The sequence below is a fragment of the Thalassotalea hakodatensis genome (assembly GCF_030295995.1).
GTDB lineage: Bacteria > Pseudomonadota > Gammaproteobacteria > Enterobacterales > Alteromonadaceae > Thalassotalea_C > Thalassotalea_C hakodatensis.
Window position 1 is genome coordinate 1,913,023 of record NZ_AP027365.1, and the last position, 16,853, is coordinate 1,929,875.

The following is a 16,853-nucleotide window of genomic DNA, read 5'->3' on the forward strand; positions in this document are numbered from 1 at the left end:
AAGTTAGTTATAGAAAACAGTTGTTACCTTTAGGCTAATAGATATGATTTTGTTAAATTTCTTAACGAGCACAATATGAGACGAATGCAACATAACGAACAAGAACCTACCCACTTCAATTGGCGCATTGTAAAGTCACTGATCCCATATTTGCTTGAATTTAAAGTTAGAATTGGTATTGCTCTGTTGTGTTTGATAGCAACTAAAGTGGCCAGTGTGTATTTACCGTTTATTCTCAAAGATATCGTTGATTCATTAGATTCACAGTTAGAAAATAAATTGTTTATCGTCCCATTTGGCTTAGTGGCAGCCTATGGAGTAGTACGCTTAACGATTGTGTTGTTTGCAGAAATCAGAGATACCTTATTTGGTCGAGTAACTGAACGAGCAATTAGGCGGATAGGCTTGCAAGTTTTTGAACATTTACATGCGATGGATTTAAATTTTCATCTTGAACGTCAAACAGGTGGTTTATCAAGAGATATTGATCGCGGTACATCCGGTATCAGTTTTTTAATGCGTTTCATGGTGTTTAATGTATTGCCAACATTAATCGAAATTGCCATGGTCATTGCTATATTGCTAATTAATTATGGATTATGGTTTGCACTCATTACTTTGCTTTCAATCGTATTTTATATTGCGTACTCAGTGTTTGCGACAGAGTGGCGAACCAAATATGTCAGGGCAGCAAATAAAGCCGACTCTTCAAGTAATACCCGTGCAATTGATAGTTTATTAAACTACGAAACAGTTAAGTATTTCACTAACGAAGCATATGAAGCCAAGGCGTACGATAAACAACTAGCAATGTGGGAGCAAGCAAAAATAAAAAACAGATTAACGTTATTTGCACTTAATGGTGGTCAAGCGTTTATTATTTCAATAGCGATGACAGCAATGCTGGGATTAGCTGCACACCAAGTAACTTACGGTGAAATGACGTTAGGTGACTTTGTGCTTGTTAACGCATTTATGATGCAATTATTCATCCCATTAAATTTTTTAGGGTTTGTCTATCGAGAAATGAAAGGCTCACTTGCAAATATCGAGCAAATGTTTGGTTTACTCAATGCAAAACCAACTGTTTCTGATCGTGAAGGTGCTTCAAATTTACAATTGAACAACGGGGAAATTATTTTCGATAATGTAGGATTTTCGTATCATCACGAAAGACCAATTATCAAAAATTTTTCATTGAAAATACCCGCAGGAGCAAGGGTTGCAATTGTTGGGGAAAGCGGATCAGGAAAATCAACGTTAGTGAAATTGTTATTTCGTTTTTATGATAGCCAACAAGGTAATATTTTTATTGATGATCAAAATATTACACAAGTAACTCAGCAATCAGTACGTGAAAATATAGGAATAGTGCCACAAGATACTGTGCTATTTAACGATACTATCCGAGAAAATATTCGATATGGAAACCCTACAGCGAGTGATCAACAAGTAGCACGTGCTACTGAACTTGCCCATTTAAGCCAGTTTATAGAGCAACTTCCTAAAGGCTTTGATACAACAGTAGGAGAAAGAGGGTTAAAATTATCAGGCGGCGAAAAGCAACGCGTAGCTATTGCTAGAACAATTTTAAAAAACCCTAAAATTATCGTGTTTGATGAAGCAACATCTTCACTCGACTCTCATTCAGAGCGAGCTATATTAGCCGCTTTAAAGGACTTATCTAGTGACCATACCAGTTTAGCGATAGCACATCGTTTGTCGACTATTATTGATGCTGACAACATAGTGGTAATGCATCAAGGTGAAATAATTGAACAAGGTACCCATCAAGAGCTACTGAATAATAAAGGTAGATATTATAGTATGTGGCATTTACAAAAAAGTGATAGTAAAGATGGATAAATTAACTCCAGAAGAAGCCGTCAAAGCAACAAGGCTGTGGCTTGAAAAGATTGTAGTGGCATTAAATTTTTGTCCATTTGCCAAGAAAGAATTAATCAATGAAACGATTGAATATCATGTATGTGAGTCCAGACGTTTTACGCCCGCACTTGAAGCATTTATTTTACAAGTAGAGAAACTGGTAAAACTTCCAGAAGTTGAAACAACCCTGGTAATTTTTAATCAAGGTTTTAATGACTTTGAAGACTTTCTTGCACTTGTTGATTATGCTAATGATTTATTAAACGACTGTGGATACGAGGGTATTTTTCAAATAGCGACATTTCACCCAGATTACACATTTGAAGGCGAAGAGCCATCAAATGCAAGTCATTATACCAATCGCTCCCCATTACCTATTTTGCATATTTTACGTGAAGCTAGTATGGAAAAAGCATTAAAAAGCTATAAACAACCTGAATTAATCCCAGAAGAAAATATAACGTTAGCAAATAACAAAGGTACGCAATATTTCAAAGCTGTTTTAGATGATATTTTGCAACAGGTGCACAATAAAAAGAAATAATTTTTATAAACAGTGTTCAATTAGGTATAATTGCACCTTTGTAGTTCACATCACTGTTCATAATATTTTGTGAAAAAGTGATGAGTAAATATAGGTTGGTATGGAAGAGCGCTCGGTAATTAACGTAGGTGGCGATATAGAAAAAGCCGTCAAAGGTGAATATTCAATTGATGTTAAAGCAGTATTAAATGAAGCGTGGGAAAACACTATGCGTTCACGTACCGCCATTAACCTTGGTTTGATTTTTGTATTTATGCTTGGTGTCGTTGTTTCTCTACTGGTAAGTCAGTACTTTGGAGGCATTGAGGCTGTACTGAAAGATCAACAAGCAACAGCGTTATTAAATATCATCGTGACACTGGTGGTTTACCCCTTCCTAGTGGGGGTTGAAATGATGGGAATTTTTCATGCTGTCGGCTTAAAAACGCATCCTAAGCTAGTCTTTGGCTTTTTAAAGCGTGGAAGTTGGGTAGCAGTGAGTGCATTGTTTTGTTCAACCATAGTCGCAATAGGTATGACACTATACTATTTGCCGGGAATTTACTTAATGGTTGCTTTATCATTAGTATTACCCTTGGTTGTTGAGAAGCGTTTGTCGCCAATGAAAGCCATCGTACTTTCATTAAAAGCGACACGTCATCAATGGTTTAATATTTTTGCTTTATTTTTGATTTTATTTTTATTGCTCATTGCTAGTTTTTTACCGGTTGTTTTATTTGCTAACACTTCAATTTCTTTACTTGGTGGGGTAATAACTATATTCGCACTGACCTATCTTGCCCCTATGTTTTATAATGTTAAGGGGGTGTTATATCGTGAAATATTTGGTATGCAGTTGTCAGTCGCTAAAGGAGGGGATAACCCTCTTGATTCCACTTTCTCAGCTTAATCGACAGGACGTTTAATCATTCATGAGTTTTTTAAAGCACTCAATACTTGGGCTATTTGGCCTTTTATGTTTATGGGCGGTAATTAAACCTTTATTTGAGCAAGATAAATACAAGGTTGATGAAAAAATTCCAATCCCGAAACAACCTGATAAAGAGTTAATGGGTGAACAACCGTTACATGATGTTGTATTACCGCGTTTTGCTGATTTTCGACACATAAAACAAAAGAAAACTGCATTTTTTGAATTTCTTAAACCCGCAGTTGTTGCAGAAAATAACCGCTTAGTTGAGCTTCGAAAGTCGCTTCTTGGTTGGCAAGAACAATTGACCTATCAACACGAAATATCTCATGAGCATGCGCTAAAAGTAGAAGCATTAGCGTTAAAATATAAACTTAATACGCGGTTGTCTATTGCGGAAAAAGTAAGATTATTATTAACACGAGTTGATATAGTACCTACGCCATTAGTATTAGTTCAAGCAGCTAATGAGTCGGCTTGGGGAACCTCTAGGTTTGCGCGGATCGGGTTAAATTTTTTTGGGATTTGGTGTTATAAAAAAGGTTGCGGCATGGTACCTGGTAGCCGAGATGAAGGTTTAAAGCATGAAGTTGCAGCATTTACCAGTATTGAAAAAGCTGTAGCGCATTATATGTTAAATATAAACACAAACGCTGCTTATAAAGTGCTACGTCAAATACGCAGTCAACTTCGAGAGAAAAACTTACCGGTAGAATCATCATTATTAGTGACAGGCTTGTTACCTTATTCAGAGCGAGGCTCTGATTATATTTTAGAAATATCCGAAATGCTTAGACATAATAGAGTGTACATTCATTAATATCACACATAAAAAACCATTGCTCACCAATGGTTTTTAATTTAAGGGGTCAGGTACAATTTTAATTTAAGGGGTCAGGTACAATTTTGTTAATTGTACCTGACCCCTATATTCTATTTTCCATCTGTATAAAAGAGAATATTGAGCAATGAGCAGAGTAAAAATATTGATCATTGAAGATGACATAGAGCTTAATAATCAACTAAGGGAATTAATACAGGCTAATGGCTTTTTAGTAGATCAATGTTATGACGGAGAATCAGGGTTAGTTAAAGCGAGTAGTCAACAATATCAATTAATTTTGCTAGATATTATGTTGCCAGTACTAGATGGCTTGACCTTGCTTAAAATGTTACGAAAAACGACTCAAGTTCCCGTCATTATGGTAACGGCAAAAGGAGCAGAACAAGAGCGTATAGAAGGATTTAGCCAAGGTGCCGATGATTATGTGGCTAAACCGTTCAATACAAGAGAGTTAATTTTAAGGATTGAAGCTCTTCTTAGGCGAAGTGTCTCAAATGTGCCAGCCGAAGATGTCAAAACGTTAGCCGAAGATAATTTAGCATTAGATGCGAGAACCTTATCGGTATCAATATCTGAACAAACACTCGACTTTACCCCGATAGAGTTTAAGTTACTGTGGGAGCTATTTTTGCACCGAGGCCAAGTGCTTAGTAAAGCGTATTTGTATCAACAAGTATTAAATCGCAGTATAGGTGAATACGATCGCAGTTTAGATATGCACTTAAGTCGTGTGCGTAAAAAACTAAATACGGTAAATGGAACTGGAGGACGCTTAAAAACGAGTCATGGTAAAGGGTATAGCTTTGTATGAGTCGTCAACTGTTCTGGAAAATGTGTATTATCTTTGCAACCGGAGTTGTGGCGCTTTTTTACTTTATTAATCTACTGACATCACGCACTGAAGAAGGCATGAGCATGTTGGCTTTAGAGCATCGGCAGCAAATCACTGACTGGGGAAGACGCGCCGAAAAAATGTATAAGTCGGGTGATATAGCGAAGCTGAGTCAGTTTTTGGAAGCACTTAAACAGCAAGAGAACACTTGGGTGTCTGTGGTTAGTTTTGACTATGCGAATATTGCAGGTGATCCCATTAAAGAAGTGTATCAAGGAGATCCAATGTTTGGTCGAAGTGTTGATTGGAAGATACACTTATACCTTGACTACAATCCTGTTATGGAAGTGGCCTTTGAGAACGTTAGGGCTAATTTTTTGATACAGCTACCAAAGAGAATGCGGCCTGGCGCTTATTGGCGATATATTCAATTAACCATTCAAATTATTATACCTACAATTTTATTAGCGTTGCTCTGTGTTTTATTTTATCGCTATATCATGAAACCACTTTTACAGTTGCAGTCTGCAACACGCCTGTTCAGTGAAGGGCGATTAGACATTCGAGCAAGTGAGTTTATGGGAAAGCGCAACGATGAATTTTCTGATTTAGCAAAAACTTTCGATGACATGGCAAGTCGCATTGGAGAACAAATTTTAAATCAACGGCAACTTATCGCTGATTTATCCCATGAGTTAAGAACACCTTTAACAAGGTTAGATATTGCTTTAGCGACAGTTAATGATGAACAAGCGTCAGGTAATATCAAACGTATAGCGAGAGAATCAAAGCACATTAGAAGGTTAGTGGAAGATACGTTGTCACTAGCATGGATAGAAAATGAAAACCCCAAACTAAAAAATGAATCGCTTGATTTAATAGATTTACTTGATGTATTAATTGCAGACGCGATATTTGAATTTCCAGATAAAAACATCATTAGTCAATTGCCTGATACCGCCTTGATTGAAAACTCCAATCATCGCGCACTTGGTCAAGCGATTGAAAATATATTACGTAATGCACTTCGTTATACCCCTAAAGATAAAGTCGTTGAGATAAACTTACTCGTTCAAAACGATAAATATGAAATAGCTATTCTTGATCGTGGCCCGGGAGTACCTAAGGATTTATTAAAAACAATATTTAAACCATTTTTCCGGGTAGATAAATCACGAGAACGTAACGGAAATAGTTTTGGCTTAGGTTTAGCGCTAGCACAGCGGCAATTATCGGCAACCAGAGGAGAAGTGATTGCTAGTAATCGCAAAAGTGGCGGTCTAGCAATGGTAATTACGATCCCAAAAAAATAACTAGTGCCTGTTAATTGTCGGGTATAAGTTATTCCTTATTGAACAACAAATGTAAAAAATGTAAAGATGCTGTTATTCTTGCTGTAAATGACAATAATTCGTATTCGTAATTTTAAAAAGACAACCAGAAAACTATAGGTCTCTTATGAATCCGACATTATTAAACGGTGGTATTAAGCCACTTTCCGTAGCGATTTTGTTTGCACTTAGCGGGCAACAAGCGTTTGCAGAAGGCAATATCGATAGAAATACAGACCAAAAGAACAAGAATGACATTGAATCTATTGTTGTTGTTGGTCAAACCACGAATACATTAGTTACCACACAAGATTTAGAAAAATACCAAGCTAATGATTTAGCTGATGTCTTTAGATTAGTGCCTTCAGTGTCTGTTGGTGGTTCGCTTGGTATTGCTCAAAAAGTTTATATCCGTGGTATGGAAGATACTTTATTAAACGTTACGGTAGATGGTGCGCCACAAACGAGTACGCTTTTTCACCATATTGGACGTTTATCTATTGACCCTGAGTTATTAAAAGAAGTTGAAGTTCAAGCTGGGGCTGGAGAAGCAACGGCTGGATCTGGCGCAATAGGTGGCGCAATTCGTTTTAAAACCAAAAATATAAATGATGTATTGGAAGACAGTGAACGCTTTGGTGGAAAAGTAAAGGCCAATTATTTTAGCAATGAAGGCTACAAAGGTAGTGCTGCACTCTATGGTCGATTTAATGATGACTGGGGCGTAATAGCTTCCTATGTGTATACCGATCGTGAAAACATGGAAGATGGTGATGGTAATGAAGTTTCAGGAACTGATCCTGAGCAAAGCTTAGGTTTTATCAAACTTAGCGGCGACATCGATGAAAATCAAAGCTTAAGTTTTAGCTATGAATCTCGAGAAGAAGAAGGAGATTTTGTACAACGTCCTAATTGGCCAGAATCAAGCTGGAACCCTTTATATCCAATCACCGTTGAGCGAGATACGTTGGTATTTAATCACGCATACACGGCTAATAATCTTGTCAATTTAGAAACAAGTATTTATACAACCAAAGCGAGTGTTGAACAAGATATTTATGACAAGTGGGGTATATATGAAGGTGAAGTTTCTTCGATAGGTTTTGATTTTCGAAATAGCAGCCAGTTAGGTAAACATGCGTTAACTTATGGTATTGAATATCGAGATGACGAAGTAACAGCTGGCGCGCCAAGTGATGCCGGTGCAAAAGAAACAGGCACTGTCACTGGAATATATATACAAGATCATTGGCAACTTACTCGTGATTTATTATTCAGTATGGGCCTCAGATATGATGTATACGAGTTAGATCAAGTTACTTATGATAATAAAGTAGACAGTGATGGAGTTAGTCCAAACTTAGGAATTCAATATACGTTAAATGATAATTGGACGCTTAATTTAGGCTATGCTCAAGCAATGCGTGGTAAAGAAATTGGTGACTCTTTTACTATTGAGGCTGGATATGTAACGGTTGATCCAGAATTAGAAGCAGAAGAAGTGAATAATACTGAACTAGGCCTAACTTATCGTGATGAGCATTGGAATATTGTTGCATCTGTATATCAAAGTGATATTGATAACGTTATTTTAGATCAATTAGGTCAAGGTACCTATTATGAGAATGTGGGTACATTAGAAACCGACGGTTTTGAATTGAAAGTTGGTTACTGGATTGGCGATTTTCAATTTGTAGCAAACTACGCAAATAGCGATGCTGAATTAAACGGCAATAAGGTTGAAGGTTATGAATATATTGGCTTAGCTAATGTACGCGGTGATACCTGGGGCTTTAACGTCAATTACGCGCTTTCTAACACGATTGAAATGGGTTGGAACTTAGAATACGTTGAAGATTTGAACGATATTGAAGTATTTCATCGAGCAGTTGATATTGGTTGGACACCAACAACAACAGAAATAGATAAGAAAGGTTATCAAGTACATGATGTATACCTGCAGTGGGAGCCTAACGAGTCATTTTTAGTTAACCTAACCGTCACCAACTTACTTAACGAGCAATATATTGATCATTCAAGTGTTGGTGATTATAACGATGTGCCTGGCTGGGAAGGGGTGTCAGGTTTATACGAGGCGGGGCGCGATATCCGCGTTTCATTAACCTATAACTTCTAACATTTTTAACTAAATCAATTAAACAACGGTAATCACTTTTAGTGATTACCGTTTAGTATTTTATAAGGGCTAATAAAATGCTGAGAAAAATGATCTTTTGGACGCATTTAGTGATAGGGCTTACAGTAGGTGTTGTGGTTTTTATCATGTCAGCTACAGGGGTTCTATTAACCTATGAAGCACAAATTAAAGAGTGGGATGATGCAAGACATAGTGTTAAACCGCAGGCTGGCCAACAACGCTTAAATACGGATCAAGTATTATCCATTATTCGCCAAAAACATCCGGATGAAAATCATCTCTATATTCATCAATTCAAGGAAAAAGAGCGTGCCATACCGGTTTGGGCGGGACCGAATAGATATTTATTATCACCATATACGGGTGAAATCATTCTAAAGGGCGAAAGTTGGATTGTTGAAACCCTTCATTTCATTACTGATCTTCATCGCTGGCTAGCCCTTGAAGGAAGTAAGCAATCTATCGGTAAAGAAATTACCGCATATAGTAATTTGCTGTTTATTTTTCTTATTGTTACCGGCGCGTATTTATGGTTACCACGCTACTTTAAATGGCGATTAATTAAGACACAATTATTTTTTAAAAAACAATTCAAAAGTCGACATGCTAAGTACTTTAATTGGCATCATGTGTTTGGTGTATGGGCAATTCTACCTTTATTTATAATTGTGACGACTGCTACTGTCTTCCATTTTCATTGGGCAAATGATTTACTTTATGGAGTGTATGGTGAAGATGCGCCAGGCCCAAGAGAACGTCGAGTTCCGGTTGAACTCATTGATGGAAAGCAGTCATACGAAAATTTATTTACTGTCGCGAAGCAACACGCCATCGATAACGGTGTAGGTGACTGGCACTCAATGTGGTTAGAGTTTGGTAGAGAAACGGGAAATACGCGCTTCTGGATTGATCCAAGCTTAGGTAATAGCTATGAACGTGCTTATGCACTGTTCTTAGATAACGATACTGCAGAGGTAATACGCGTAAAACGAGGACAAGATTGGTCAAAAGGCGATCAAGCATGGGGTGTGGTAAGGTTTTTACATACTGGTGAGTATTATGGCTTGATTGGCCAAACCATCGCGGGGTTAGCATCACTAGCTGCGTGTTTTCTTGTGTTTACAGGTTTAATTTTATCTTGGCGCCGATTATTTAAGCCAATGAAGAGAAAGGCGTTAAAGAAAAGGTGATATTTAGAACGATTAATTAGAACAGTAATCATTATTAAACACAAAAAGTAGTTAAATGATAAAACGTTACAAACTTACCAGCTAAATAACGTTAAGCGATGCTTCTTTTAAGAAACATCGATAATTTCTATATTTTTTATATCGATCAAATTTGATGAAGAAATATCAACACCACTAAATTCATGTTCTTTTGCTGCTTGCGTTCTATCAATAGATAAATTTGAAAAGTCATAAAGACTATTGTCAGAAAGCTGAGAAGGGCTAATATTTTGTATGCTTTTAAACGTATTTTCTACTCGACCTGGAGATTCCTTATCCCATGTAGATAGCATTTTCTTGATTTTCTTTCTTTGTAAGTTTTCTTGAGAACCACAAAGATTGCAAGGAATGATAGGGTAATCATTAATTTCTGCTAGTGTTGCAATATCTTTTTCCCGACAATAGGCAAGCGGACGAATGATAATATTACGTTTATCATCACTGAGTAGTTTTGGTGGCATGGCTTTCAACTTTGCATTATTAAACATATTCATTAGCAACGTTTCGACAATGTCATCCATGTGATGACCTAATGCAATTTTTGTCGCGCCAATGTTTTCGGCAAAACCATATAAGGAGCCTCTTCTAAGACGTGAGCATAAAGAGCAGGTGGTTTTTCCTTCTGGGATTTTTTGCTTTACCACTGAATAAGTGTCTTTATCGATAATATAGTAATCAATACCTTTTTGTTCTAAGTAAGCTGGTAACACATGTTCCGGGAAGCCCGGTTGCTTTTGATCAAGGTTTACAGCTACCACTTCAAAGTTTATCGGCGCAACTCGCTTTAAGTATAAAAGCGTATCAAGCATTACGAAAGAATCTTTACCACCACTGATCGCAGCCATAATTACGTCGCCTTCTTCAATCATATTGAAATCAGCAATTGCCTTTCCTACTTTACTGCGTAGACGTTTTTGCAGTTTGTTAGCTTCATAATTATCTTTTCGGGTATCAGTGTTTGTCATGTGTATTTGGCATCTCAAACGGAAATGGGCGCCATTATAAAGTGTCTATAAGATGATGATAAGTAAAAAATACAAGAATAGGCTTTAGCTTGATTCCAAAAGTCACGGAAAATACTTTAATTAATTGTTTTATTTACCGTATTATACCAATTCGCACAAATATTCGGTCATTCAGCGAGAATTAAACGCTTTAGAGGCACGGCGTTGATTGCAGAGAATGGTTATTCAGGAGAACGTGCTCCTGCGTTCTCTAATAAGCTACATCCTTGTAGCGTCCTTTTCAAAATCAACAACACAGGCTATGAAGCGTTTAAACTCGCCCTTTGGGCTGACGGATCCCCATTTTTATATAACTGAACATATTTGATAATAAGCTAAAAAGTTTTCTCGACTTTTCTGTAGATAGTGATTTTTAATTTTGTGGAGTCTATGCCGAATTACTTGCTTCGCCAATGTAAGAAACGATAGAACTCTGCGGTGTTTTATCGTATTAGCCTGAAACATTATTTGCCAATTGCGCTGCTCCGCTTCAAAGCCAACAAACCAAAGTAATAGACTGGCTAAACATGCAATTAAGCACAAGGCACTCATTCGCCTTACGCCTTGTGTTTTACTAAACCGCCACGAAAAGCCATATTGTTGGCTTTTGTCATCGCGAAAGTTTTGCTCAATTTGCATCCTTTTACTGTACAACTTAATTACTTGATCACTAGTGAGTGTATTATCTGATGTTGCGAGTAACCATGGCTCATGAGCATGCCGTCGATACATGCGAGTATCTTTAGTAAAACGGCTATTCCCTTTTCGTCCTTTGTATTTTCCTTTGTACAAATGGAGAAATGCATCACATGCTGTTGGACTGTGTTGAGTAACCCTCGCTTTGCCAAGTCGAGTTGGTTGACAGCTCGCTCCCTGATGAAAGGCAGGGAGTTTTTCCCAAGTATTTTTACCTTCTAACTTACATGTCATCGTGCCTCTGAGACGGCCAATAAAGTGCCATCCTAATGAACGGACTTTAGTATACCAAGGAGTAAGAAAACCACCATCTGACAAAATATAAACGGACCGGTGTTCACCAATAACTTGAAGGAGGTTGTCTAAAAATCTGGCATTGGTTTCTGGCGTATCAAAATCTTTTAATTCAACAACCATGTTGTAAAGCACTAAAGAACGGCCGTCAACGAGTAAACTCGCTCTAAGCAGGTGGTAATCTGAACGACAACAACCACTCCAGTCCACTGCAATGGCTAAATAAGGCAAGTTGCTAATGATTGGTTTGGCCAACGAAGCGTATATTTCAACTTGTTGGTTAAACAAATGCTCGTTATTAAGAAAACGATCAACCCTTTTTATTTTATGCTTAATGTTCGCACGCCCAGCTAAGTAACGCCCCAAACTTGTTAAGGTTAATCTATCAGACGCTATAAGTGCTTCAGAGCATGCTTTAAGTGTCTTCATTCTCGCTTGATTGAAATTCGATAAGGACTTATCAAAGAAGTTATGGCAAAGTAAGGATTCAGGCATAGCATTTTACTCTTATTTTTGTTTTGACGAACTAATAAGATCATAAAATGTTGTGCCTGTCATTTTTTGGGGATTCGTCAGCCCTTTGGGAGCGTGTTAGAGGCGCGATAATTGCGCAAAACGTATTTGATGTAGAACAACTATACCTGCACACGTTTCGCTTATTCTCCCACCTCTGACATCGCTCTGAACTGACTTAATCTTTATGCGAATTAATGGAATGGACTCTCTCCACTCCCCATCGGCGTCATAATGCGCCATAGTAGTTAGGGGTAAGTTTTCGCATAAACAAAGTAGAGAGAGTCACATGAATAAAGTAACAATAGGTTTAGATATCGCCAAGAACATTTTTCATTTAGTTTGGTTATCAAACATGGGAAAGGTGCTCAAAAAGAAAAAGCTGAAACGTGCGAATATTAAAGCGTACTTTGCTAATTTAGAGTCTTCGATTGTTGTTATGGAAGCCTGTGGCTCCACTAATTACTGGGCGCAAACTATAAAAAGTTACGGTCATGAAGTTAAAGTCATTGCACCGCAATATGTTGTTCCTTATCGAAAAGGTAATAAAAATGACTTTAATGATGCGGAGGCGATAGCTGAAGCATCACAACGCGTGAATATGCGCTTTGTTCCGATAAAAAATGTAGAGCAGCAAGATATTCAACTTTTACATCGAATCAGAGAACGACGAATAAAATTTAGAACCGCATTAATCAATCAAACTCGAGGGTTATTAGCTGAGTACGGTATAAGTATCGCTCAAGGGGCAAATCAAGTGAGAAAAGCTGTACCTGATATTTTAGAAGATGCAGAGAATAAACTCACCGTGTTATCACGCAGACATATATCCAATTTGTATGACGAATTAACTGGACTCGATGAGCAAATCAAGGCATTAGACAAAGAGCTAAGTACACTTAGTAAGACAAAGAAAGTATGCGAAAGATTAAAAACAATGACAGGGATAGGCGCTATCATCGCAACGGCTTTTTATAGCGCAGTTGGTGATGGAAAAGCGTTTAAAAATGGCCGTCATGTTGCTGCATGGCTTGGTTTAGTGGCCAAACAGCATACAACGGGAGACAACCCAAACTTAAAAGGCATTAGTAAACGAGGGAATACTTATTTACGAACCCAACTCATTAACGGTGCCAGGGCTGCATTAGTAAAAGCAGGGAATAAAACCGATAAAGTGAGTCAGTGGGCGAGTAGTCTACGTGAACGACTGCCGTTTAATAAAGCGGTAGTGGCCTTAGCCAATAAGATGGCAAGAATGGCATGGGCTATGGTTGTTAAGGAAGAAGATTATAAGTTTGCTTAAAGCAAACAATCACAGATAAAACGGAATAACATTCAAAAGCAAAAATTGCAAAGATAGATATTGACGGAAAACGGTTCAGAGCCGCTCTATTAAAACCTGATAATACCAAGGGCTGTTAGAAGCCGTCGAGATTGATAAGGTAATAGGGGCGGATATCCATCAGGGCTAGAGCGGATAAATCCGCTCATAAAAAAGCCGAATATATGGCAGCAATGAACTTTGAAACCCTATCAATTACTATCTTGCAATCGGAGAGAGTCCATATAGGTATTAAAGCGTTAGAGCTAATGAATATTGTTTATTATTGTTATTATTTAACGATAAGAAGGCCTACAAACATAAGCCTTCGTTAAATAGTTATTTGCTCAATAACAATGAAATTTTGGATAGATTAATCTTGTAAAGGGGATTTGTATCCTTCAGGTTTTAAAGCTAATACATCACAATTTAATCGGTCAATAACATGCTCAGCAGTATTTCCAATTAACGCAGCAGAAATTCCCGTTCTCCCTATTGTTCCTAAAACGACGAGTTCTGCATCAAGTTGTTGAGAGACTTCTTCAATCACATCTTCTGGTAACCCTTCTCTTACATGGGTATTTTCAGTTGAAATACTGTATTTAGTCGCGTGATTTTGCATGGCTTGTTGATGATGTTGTCGCATTGAATCATTGTATTCGTTGGCGTTAAATTCAGGAATTTCAATTGCAATGTTTACCGGTGTTCCTGGGTATGAATTCACTAAATGCACATTACCTTGGATGATATTGCCAAGTAGAACAGCCTCTTGAGTGATTATATCATTTAACGAGGTATGCTCTGACTCGTCACTACCCACATTAACTGACGCAACAATATTACCATTTGCAGGCCAACTATGATCTTTCACCAACAAAACAGGACAAGGGCATTTTCTTAAAATATGCCAATCAGTAGGTGTAAAGATAACGGACTTCAACTTGTCATGCTCATGGGTACCTTTGATGACAATATCAACGTTGTGATGAATCGCTTGTTCAATAATGGGTTCGAATGGTCTGTTGTGCCATACAACTTGGTGGTTGATTGTTAGGCCTTGATGGTTTTCTTGGGCGATAATATTTTCAAGCCATGTTTTACGGTCATCAATTAATGATTGACGCATTGCTTCGCGCTCATCACTTGATAGCATGGTAGTCATTTCATAAGAAAAATCATAAATAGACAGAAACGCGACAATATTGCCCTGTGTTTTATGAGCAAGTTCTATTGCACGTTTTAGTGCTTTTTGCTCTTCAGTAGTAGGATCTATGACTGCTAAAATCTTTTGATATTTTTCCATTGTTGACTCCAAAATAGTGTCTTTAATGATTAATTATAGTTAGGGTCTGTTGATTTTTCTCGTTTATTTTTGCAGCCGTTTACGGGTATTTAGATAAGGCATTGCGATTAATGTGTGGTTATTCCTCATGAAAAAGCAATAACGCAGTATACATATCAAAAAACGCTGCCTTTAGGCTAAACCAAACGCTATCTCTTTATCATTGTTCGCCATTTACATGGAATAACCACACAACATTGCTAGCGCCTTGAACAAAAAGGGTTAGTTAATCTCGAAAATTCGACAGACCCAGTATAGAGTGAAGCGCATTATAATTTGTTGTTTTAAATCAAAGATAAAGTAAACAGTAACGTGTACATATTTATAGTGCAGCACACGCATTTAACTTGTCAATATCAACGATAGTGATCAACTTGCCGTTAACGACAATAAGATTATTTTTATGAAAACGATTGAGCAATCGGCTGATAGTTTCAACGGTTAAGCCAATATAATTACCGATATCGCTTCTCGTCATTGTTAGTCTAAACTCTGTGGGTGATAAGTTACGTTCTTGATATCGCTTACTTAAACTTGAAAGAAAAGTGGCTAAACGTTGTTCAGCATTTTTTCGGTTTAATAACGTTAACATTGCCTGATCTGTTTTTATTTCAGAACTCATCATGCGTAATATTTGTTTTTTCAATTTTGGCATCGAATTAGACAAAGAGTCTAAGGTTTTGTAAGGAATTTCACAGACCATTGAGGTTTCTAATGCCGTAGCAAAACTTGAGTGCTCAGATAACGCGATAGCTTCAAATCCAAGTAAGTCACCGGCTAAATGAAACCCGGTAATTTGTGCTTCACCATTTTCATTAATGGTAAATGTTTTAAATGTACCTGAACGGACAGCATACAACGACGTCATTTTATCGCCATCATGAAATAATTGTTCGCCTTTATGAATAGGGCGTTTACGATTGATGATATTATCTAATGTTTGCAACTCTTGTTCGTTTAACGAAAAGGGTAGGCAAAGTTCACTCAAACTACAGCTTTGACAATGTATGTGCTGTTGACCGGGGCAATGTTGATTATTCATAACGTTCCTACATTAGACAATTGACTGCATAGTATTAAAACAAGAGTTGGTATGCAACGTTAAGTGTAAATATGCCATAACAAATTAAACCTAACGCAATTAAACGACGAATCCACAATTTTTTAAACAAAACGGTGATTGTTTGAAAGCCTAACGAAACGGTTAACAATGCTGGAAGGGTACCGACGCCGAAGAAAAACATAATGGCCATACCGTCTATTGCATTGCCTGCAGCAATTGACCAGGTTAATGTCGAATAAATTAAACCACAGGGAAGCCAGCCCCAGAGCATGCCTAATCCTAAAGCTTTGGGTGTAGAATCAATTGGCAGTAAATGTTTAGAAATAGGTTGAAGTTTCTGCCAAAGAGTACGGCCTAATTTCTCAACGCGATTAAGCCAAAATAACCATTGCCCTATGTATAGACCTAATAAAATAAGGAAAAAACCAGCGATAAATTTTAGGGATATCACAGGTAACCCTAAGGCTTTAATACCAAGTGAGCCGGTAAAGCCTGCAATTAACCCGAGAAATGAATAGGTGAAAATTCTTCCTATGTTGTAAGCGGCAACAAAATAAAAAGATTTCCTACTGTGCTGTTTAACAGCAGCGGTTAACATAGACGATATACCACCGCACATGCCAATACAGTGTCCAGCACCAAGTATGCCAATGAGAAACGCTGAAAAATAATCAAGAGTCATTTTGAGATGTTTCTTGTTTATCTTTACTTTTACTGTTTTCTACGGTGTTATTTTTGTCATCTTCAAAAAGAATACTTAATCCTTGTTTTTCTAGGTCGTCGAACTGATCAGACTTTACTGCCCAAAAGAATAGGTAAATACCTAGTGCTGTTAATAAAATAGCGATAGGGATAAGTACGTAAATAACACTCATAAGCTTTGGT

At 37.4% G+C, this 16,853-nt stretch carries 15 protein-coding genes; 9 read left to right on the forward strand and 6 right to left on the reverse strand.

Features of this window, described 5'->3' with window-relative positions:
- Positions 1-75 precede the first annotated feature (75 nt).
- The 8 genes from QUE72_RS08390 to QUE72_RS08425 all read left to right on the forward strand — a co-directional run bounded on the left by QUE72_RS08390 (position 76) and on the right by QUE72_RS08425 (position 9,696).
- On the forward strand, positions 76-1,866 hold the full coding sequence (locus QUE72_RS08390; RefSeq protein ID WP_286272723.1) for an ABCB family ABC transporter ATP-binding protein/permease: 1,791 nt from the start codon (positions 76-78) through the stop codon (positions 1,864-1,866).
- Complete coding sequence (locus tag QUE72_RS08395; protein WP_074495870.1) at positions 1,859-2,431, forward strand: DUF1415 domain-containing protein; 573 nt, start codon at positions 1,859-1,861, stop codon at positions 2,429-2,431. The genes QUE72_RS08390 and QUE72_RS08395 overlap by 8 nt, the downstream gene beginning before the upstream one ends.
- A gap of 100 nt (positions 2,432-2,531) precedes the next feature.
- A complete protein-coding gene (locus QUE72_RS08400; protein ID WP_074495872.1) occupies positions 2,532-3,320 on the forward strand; it encodes a hypothetical protein in 789 nt (262 codons plus the stop codon).
- A 22-nt stretch (positions 3,321-3,342) separates the two neighbouring features.
- Positions 3,343-4,161 carry a glucosaminidase domain-containing protein gene (locus QUE72_RS08405; RefSeq protein ID WP_074495874.1) on the forward strand — a complete coding sequence of 273 codons (819 nt, stop codon included), beginning with the start codon at positions 3,343-3,345 and terminating at the stop codon, positions 4,159-4,161.
- Between the two features lie 148 nt (positions 4,162-4,309).
- Positions 4,310-4,996: a response regulator transcription factor gene (locus QUE72_RS08410; RefSeq protein ID WP_286272729.1), complete on the forward strand. Its 687-nt coding sequence runs from the start codon at positions 4,310-4,312 to the stop codon at positions 4,994-4,996.
- Complete coding sequence (locus QUE72_RS08415) at positions 4,993-6,330, forward strand: histidine kinase sensor domain-containing protein (RefSeq protein ID WP_286272731.1); 1,338 nt, start codon at positions 4,993-4,995, stop codon at positions 6,328-6,330. Before QUE72_RS08410 ends, QUE72_RS08415 begins: the two co-directional genes overlap by 4 nt.
- A gap of 145 nt (positions 6,331-6,475) precedes the next feature.
- The gene (locus tag QUE72_RS08420) at positions 6,476-8,485 is read left to right on the forward strand and encodes a TonB-dependent receptor (RefSeq protein ID WP_286272733.1); all 2,010 of its coding nucleotides are present in this window, start codon (positions 6,476-6,478) and stop codon (positions 8,483-8,485) included.
- Between the two features lie 77 nt (positions 8,486-8,562).
- Positions 8,563-9,696, forward strand: coding sequence for a PepSY-associated TM helix domain-containing protein (locus QUE72_RS08425; RefSeq protein WP_286272736.1), 1,134 nt, complete (start codon positions 8,563-8,565; stop codon positions 9,694-9,696).
- A gap of 107 nt (positions 9,697-9,803) precedes the next feature.
- Here the strand turns inward: QUE72_RS08425 and ttcA are convergent, their stop codons facing one another.
- On the reverse strand, positions 9,804-10,700 hold the full coding sequence (ttcA, locus tag QUE72_RS08430) for a tRNA 2-thiocytidine(32) synthetase TtcA (RefSeq protein WP_286272737.1): 897 nt from the start codon (positions 10,698-10,700) through the stop codon (positions 9,804-9,806).
- Positions 10,701-11,045: 345 nt separating this feature from the next.
- The gene (locus tag QUE72_RS08435) at positions 11,046-12,224 is read right to left on the reverse strand and encodes an IS4 family transposase (RefSeq protein WP_286269174.1); all 1,179 of its coding nucleotides are present in this window, start codon (positions 12,222-12,224) and stop codon (positions 11,046-11,048) included.
- Positions 12,225-12,531: 307 nt separating this feature from the next.
- Here QUE72_RS08435 and QUE72_RS08440 point away from each other — a divergent pair, with 307 nt between their 5' ends.
- Entirely contained in the window at positions 12,532-13,545 is a 1,014-nt protein-coding gene (locus QUE72_RS08440; RefSeq protein ID WP_286271214.1) for an IS110 family RNA-guided transposase, read from the forward strand.
- A gap of 391 nt (positions 13,546-13,936) precedes the next feature.
- Here the strand turns inward: QUE72_RS08440 and uspE are convergent, their stop codons facing one another.
- The 4 genes from uspE to ccoS form a co-directional block, all read right to left on the reverse strand.
- The gene (gene uspE / locus QUE72_RS08445; RefSeq protein ID WP_286272739.1) at positions 13,937-14,866 is read right to left on the reverse strand and encodes a universal stress protein UspE; all 930 of its coding nucleotides are present in this window, start codon (positions 14,864-14,866) and stop codon (positions 13,937-13,939) included.
- 361 nt (positions 14,867-15,227) lie between these two features.
- Complete coding sequence (fnr, locus tag QUE72_RS08450; protein ID WP_286272741.1) at positions 15,228-15,947, reverse strand: fumarate/nitrate reduction transcriptional regulator Fnr; 720 nt, start codon at positions 15,945-15,947, stop codon at positions 15,228-15,230.
- A gap of 34 nt (positions 15,948-15,981) precedes the next feature.
- A complete protein-coding gene (locus tag QUE72_RS08455) occupies positions 15,982-16,650 on the reverse strand; it encodes a sulfite exporter TauE/SafE family protein (protein ID WP_286272742.1) in 669 nt (222 codons plus the stop codon).
- Positions 16,640-16,843 carry a cbb3-type cytochrome oxidase assembly protein CcoS gene (ccoS, locus tag QUE72_RS08460; RefSeq protein ID WP_074496942.1) on the reverse strand — a complete coding sequence of 68 codons (204 nt, stop codon included), beginning with the start codon at positions 16,841-16,843 and terminating at the stop codon, positions 16,640-16,642. Before ccoS ends, QUE72_RS08455 begins: the two co-directional genes overlap by 11 nt.
- Between the last annotated feature and the right edge of the window lie 10 nt (positions 16,844-16,853).

Bases quoted from the DNA above. Each gene is read 5' to 3' on its own strand.
- QUE72_RS08435 (WP_286269174.1), bottom strand. From the start codon at position 12,224: ATGCCTGAATCCTTACTTTGCCATAACTTCTTTGATAAGTCCTTATCG.
- uspE (WP_286272739.1), bottom strand. From the start codon at position 14,866: ATGGAAAAATATCAAAAGATTTTAGCAGTCATAGATCCTACTACTGAA.
- QUE72_RS08400 (WP_074495872.1), top strand. From the start codon at position 2,532: ATGGAAGAGCGCTCGGTAATTAACGTAGGTGGCGATATAGAAAAAGCC.
- QUE72_RS08425 (WP_286272736.1), top strand. From the start codon at position 8,563: ATGCTGAGAAAAATGATCTTTTGGACGCATTTAGTGATAGGGCTTACA.
- QUE72_RS08405 (WP_074495874.1), top strand. From the start codon at position 3,343: ATGAGTTTTTTAAAGCACTCAATACTTGGGCTATTTGGCCTTTTATGT.
- QUE72_RS08455 (WP_286272742.1), bottom strand. From the start codon at position 16,650: ATGACTCTTGATTATTTTTCAGCGTTTCTCATTGGCATACTTGGTGCT.
- ttcA (WP_286272737.1), bottom strand. From the start codon at position 10,700: ATGACAAACACTGATACCCGAAAAGATAATTATGAAGCTAACAAACTG.
- QUE72_RS08410 (WP_286272729.1), top strand. From the start codon at position 4,310: ATGAGCAGAGTAAAAATATTGATCATTGAAGATGACATAGAGCTTAAT.
- QUE72_RS08390 (WP_286272723.1), top strand. From the start codon at position 76: ATGAGACGAATGCAACATAACGAACAAGAACCTACCCACTTCAATTGG.
- QUE72_RS08395 (WP_074495870.1), top strand. From the start codon at position 1,859: ATGGATAAATTAACTCCAGAAGAAGCCGTCAAAGCAACAAGGCTGTGG.
- ccoS (WP_074496942.1), bottom strand. From the start codon at position 16,843: ATGAGTGTTATTTACGTACTTATCCCTATCGCTATTTTATTAACAGCA.
- QUE72_RS08420 (WP_286272733.1), top strand. From the start codon at position 6,476: ATGAATCCGACATTATTAAACGGTGGTATTAAGCCACTTTCCGTAGCG.
- QUE72_RS08440 (WP_286271214.1), top strand. From the start codon at position 12,532: ATGAATAAAGTAACAATAGGTTTAGATATCGCCAAGAACATTTTTCAT.
- QUE72_RS08415 (WP_286272731.1), top strand. From the start codon at position 4,993: ATGAGTCGTCAACTGTTCTGGAAAATGTGTATTATCTTTGCAACCGGA.
- fnr (WP_286272741.1), bottom strand. From the start codon at position 15,947: ATGAATAATCAACATTGCCCCGGTCAACAGCACATACATTGTCAAAGC.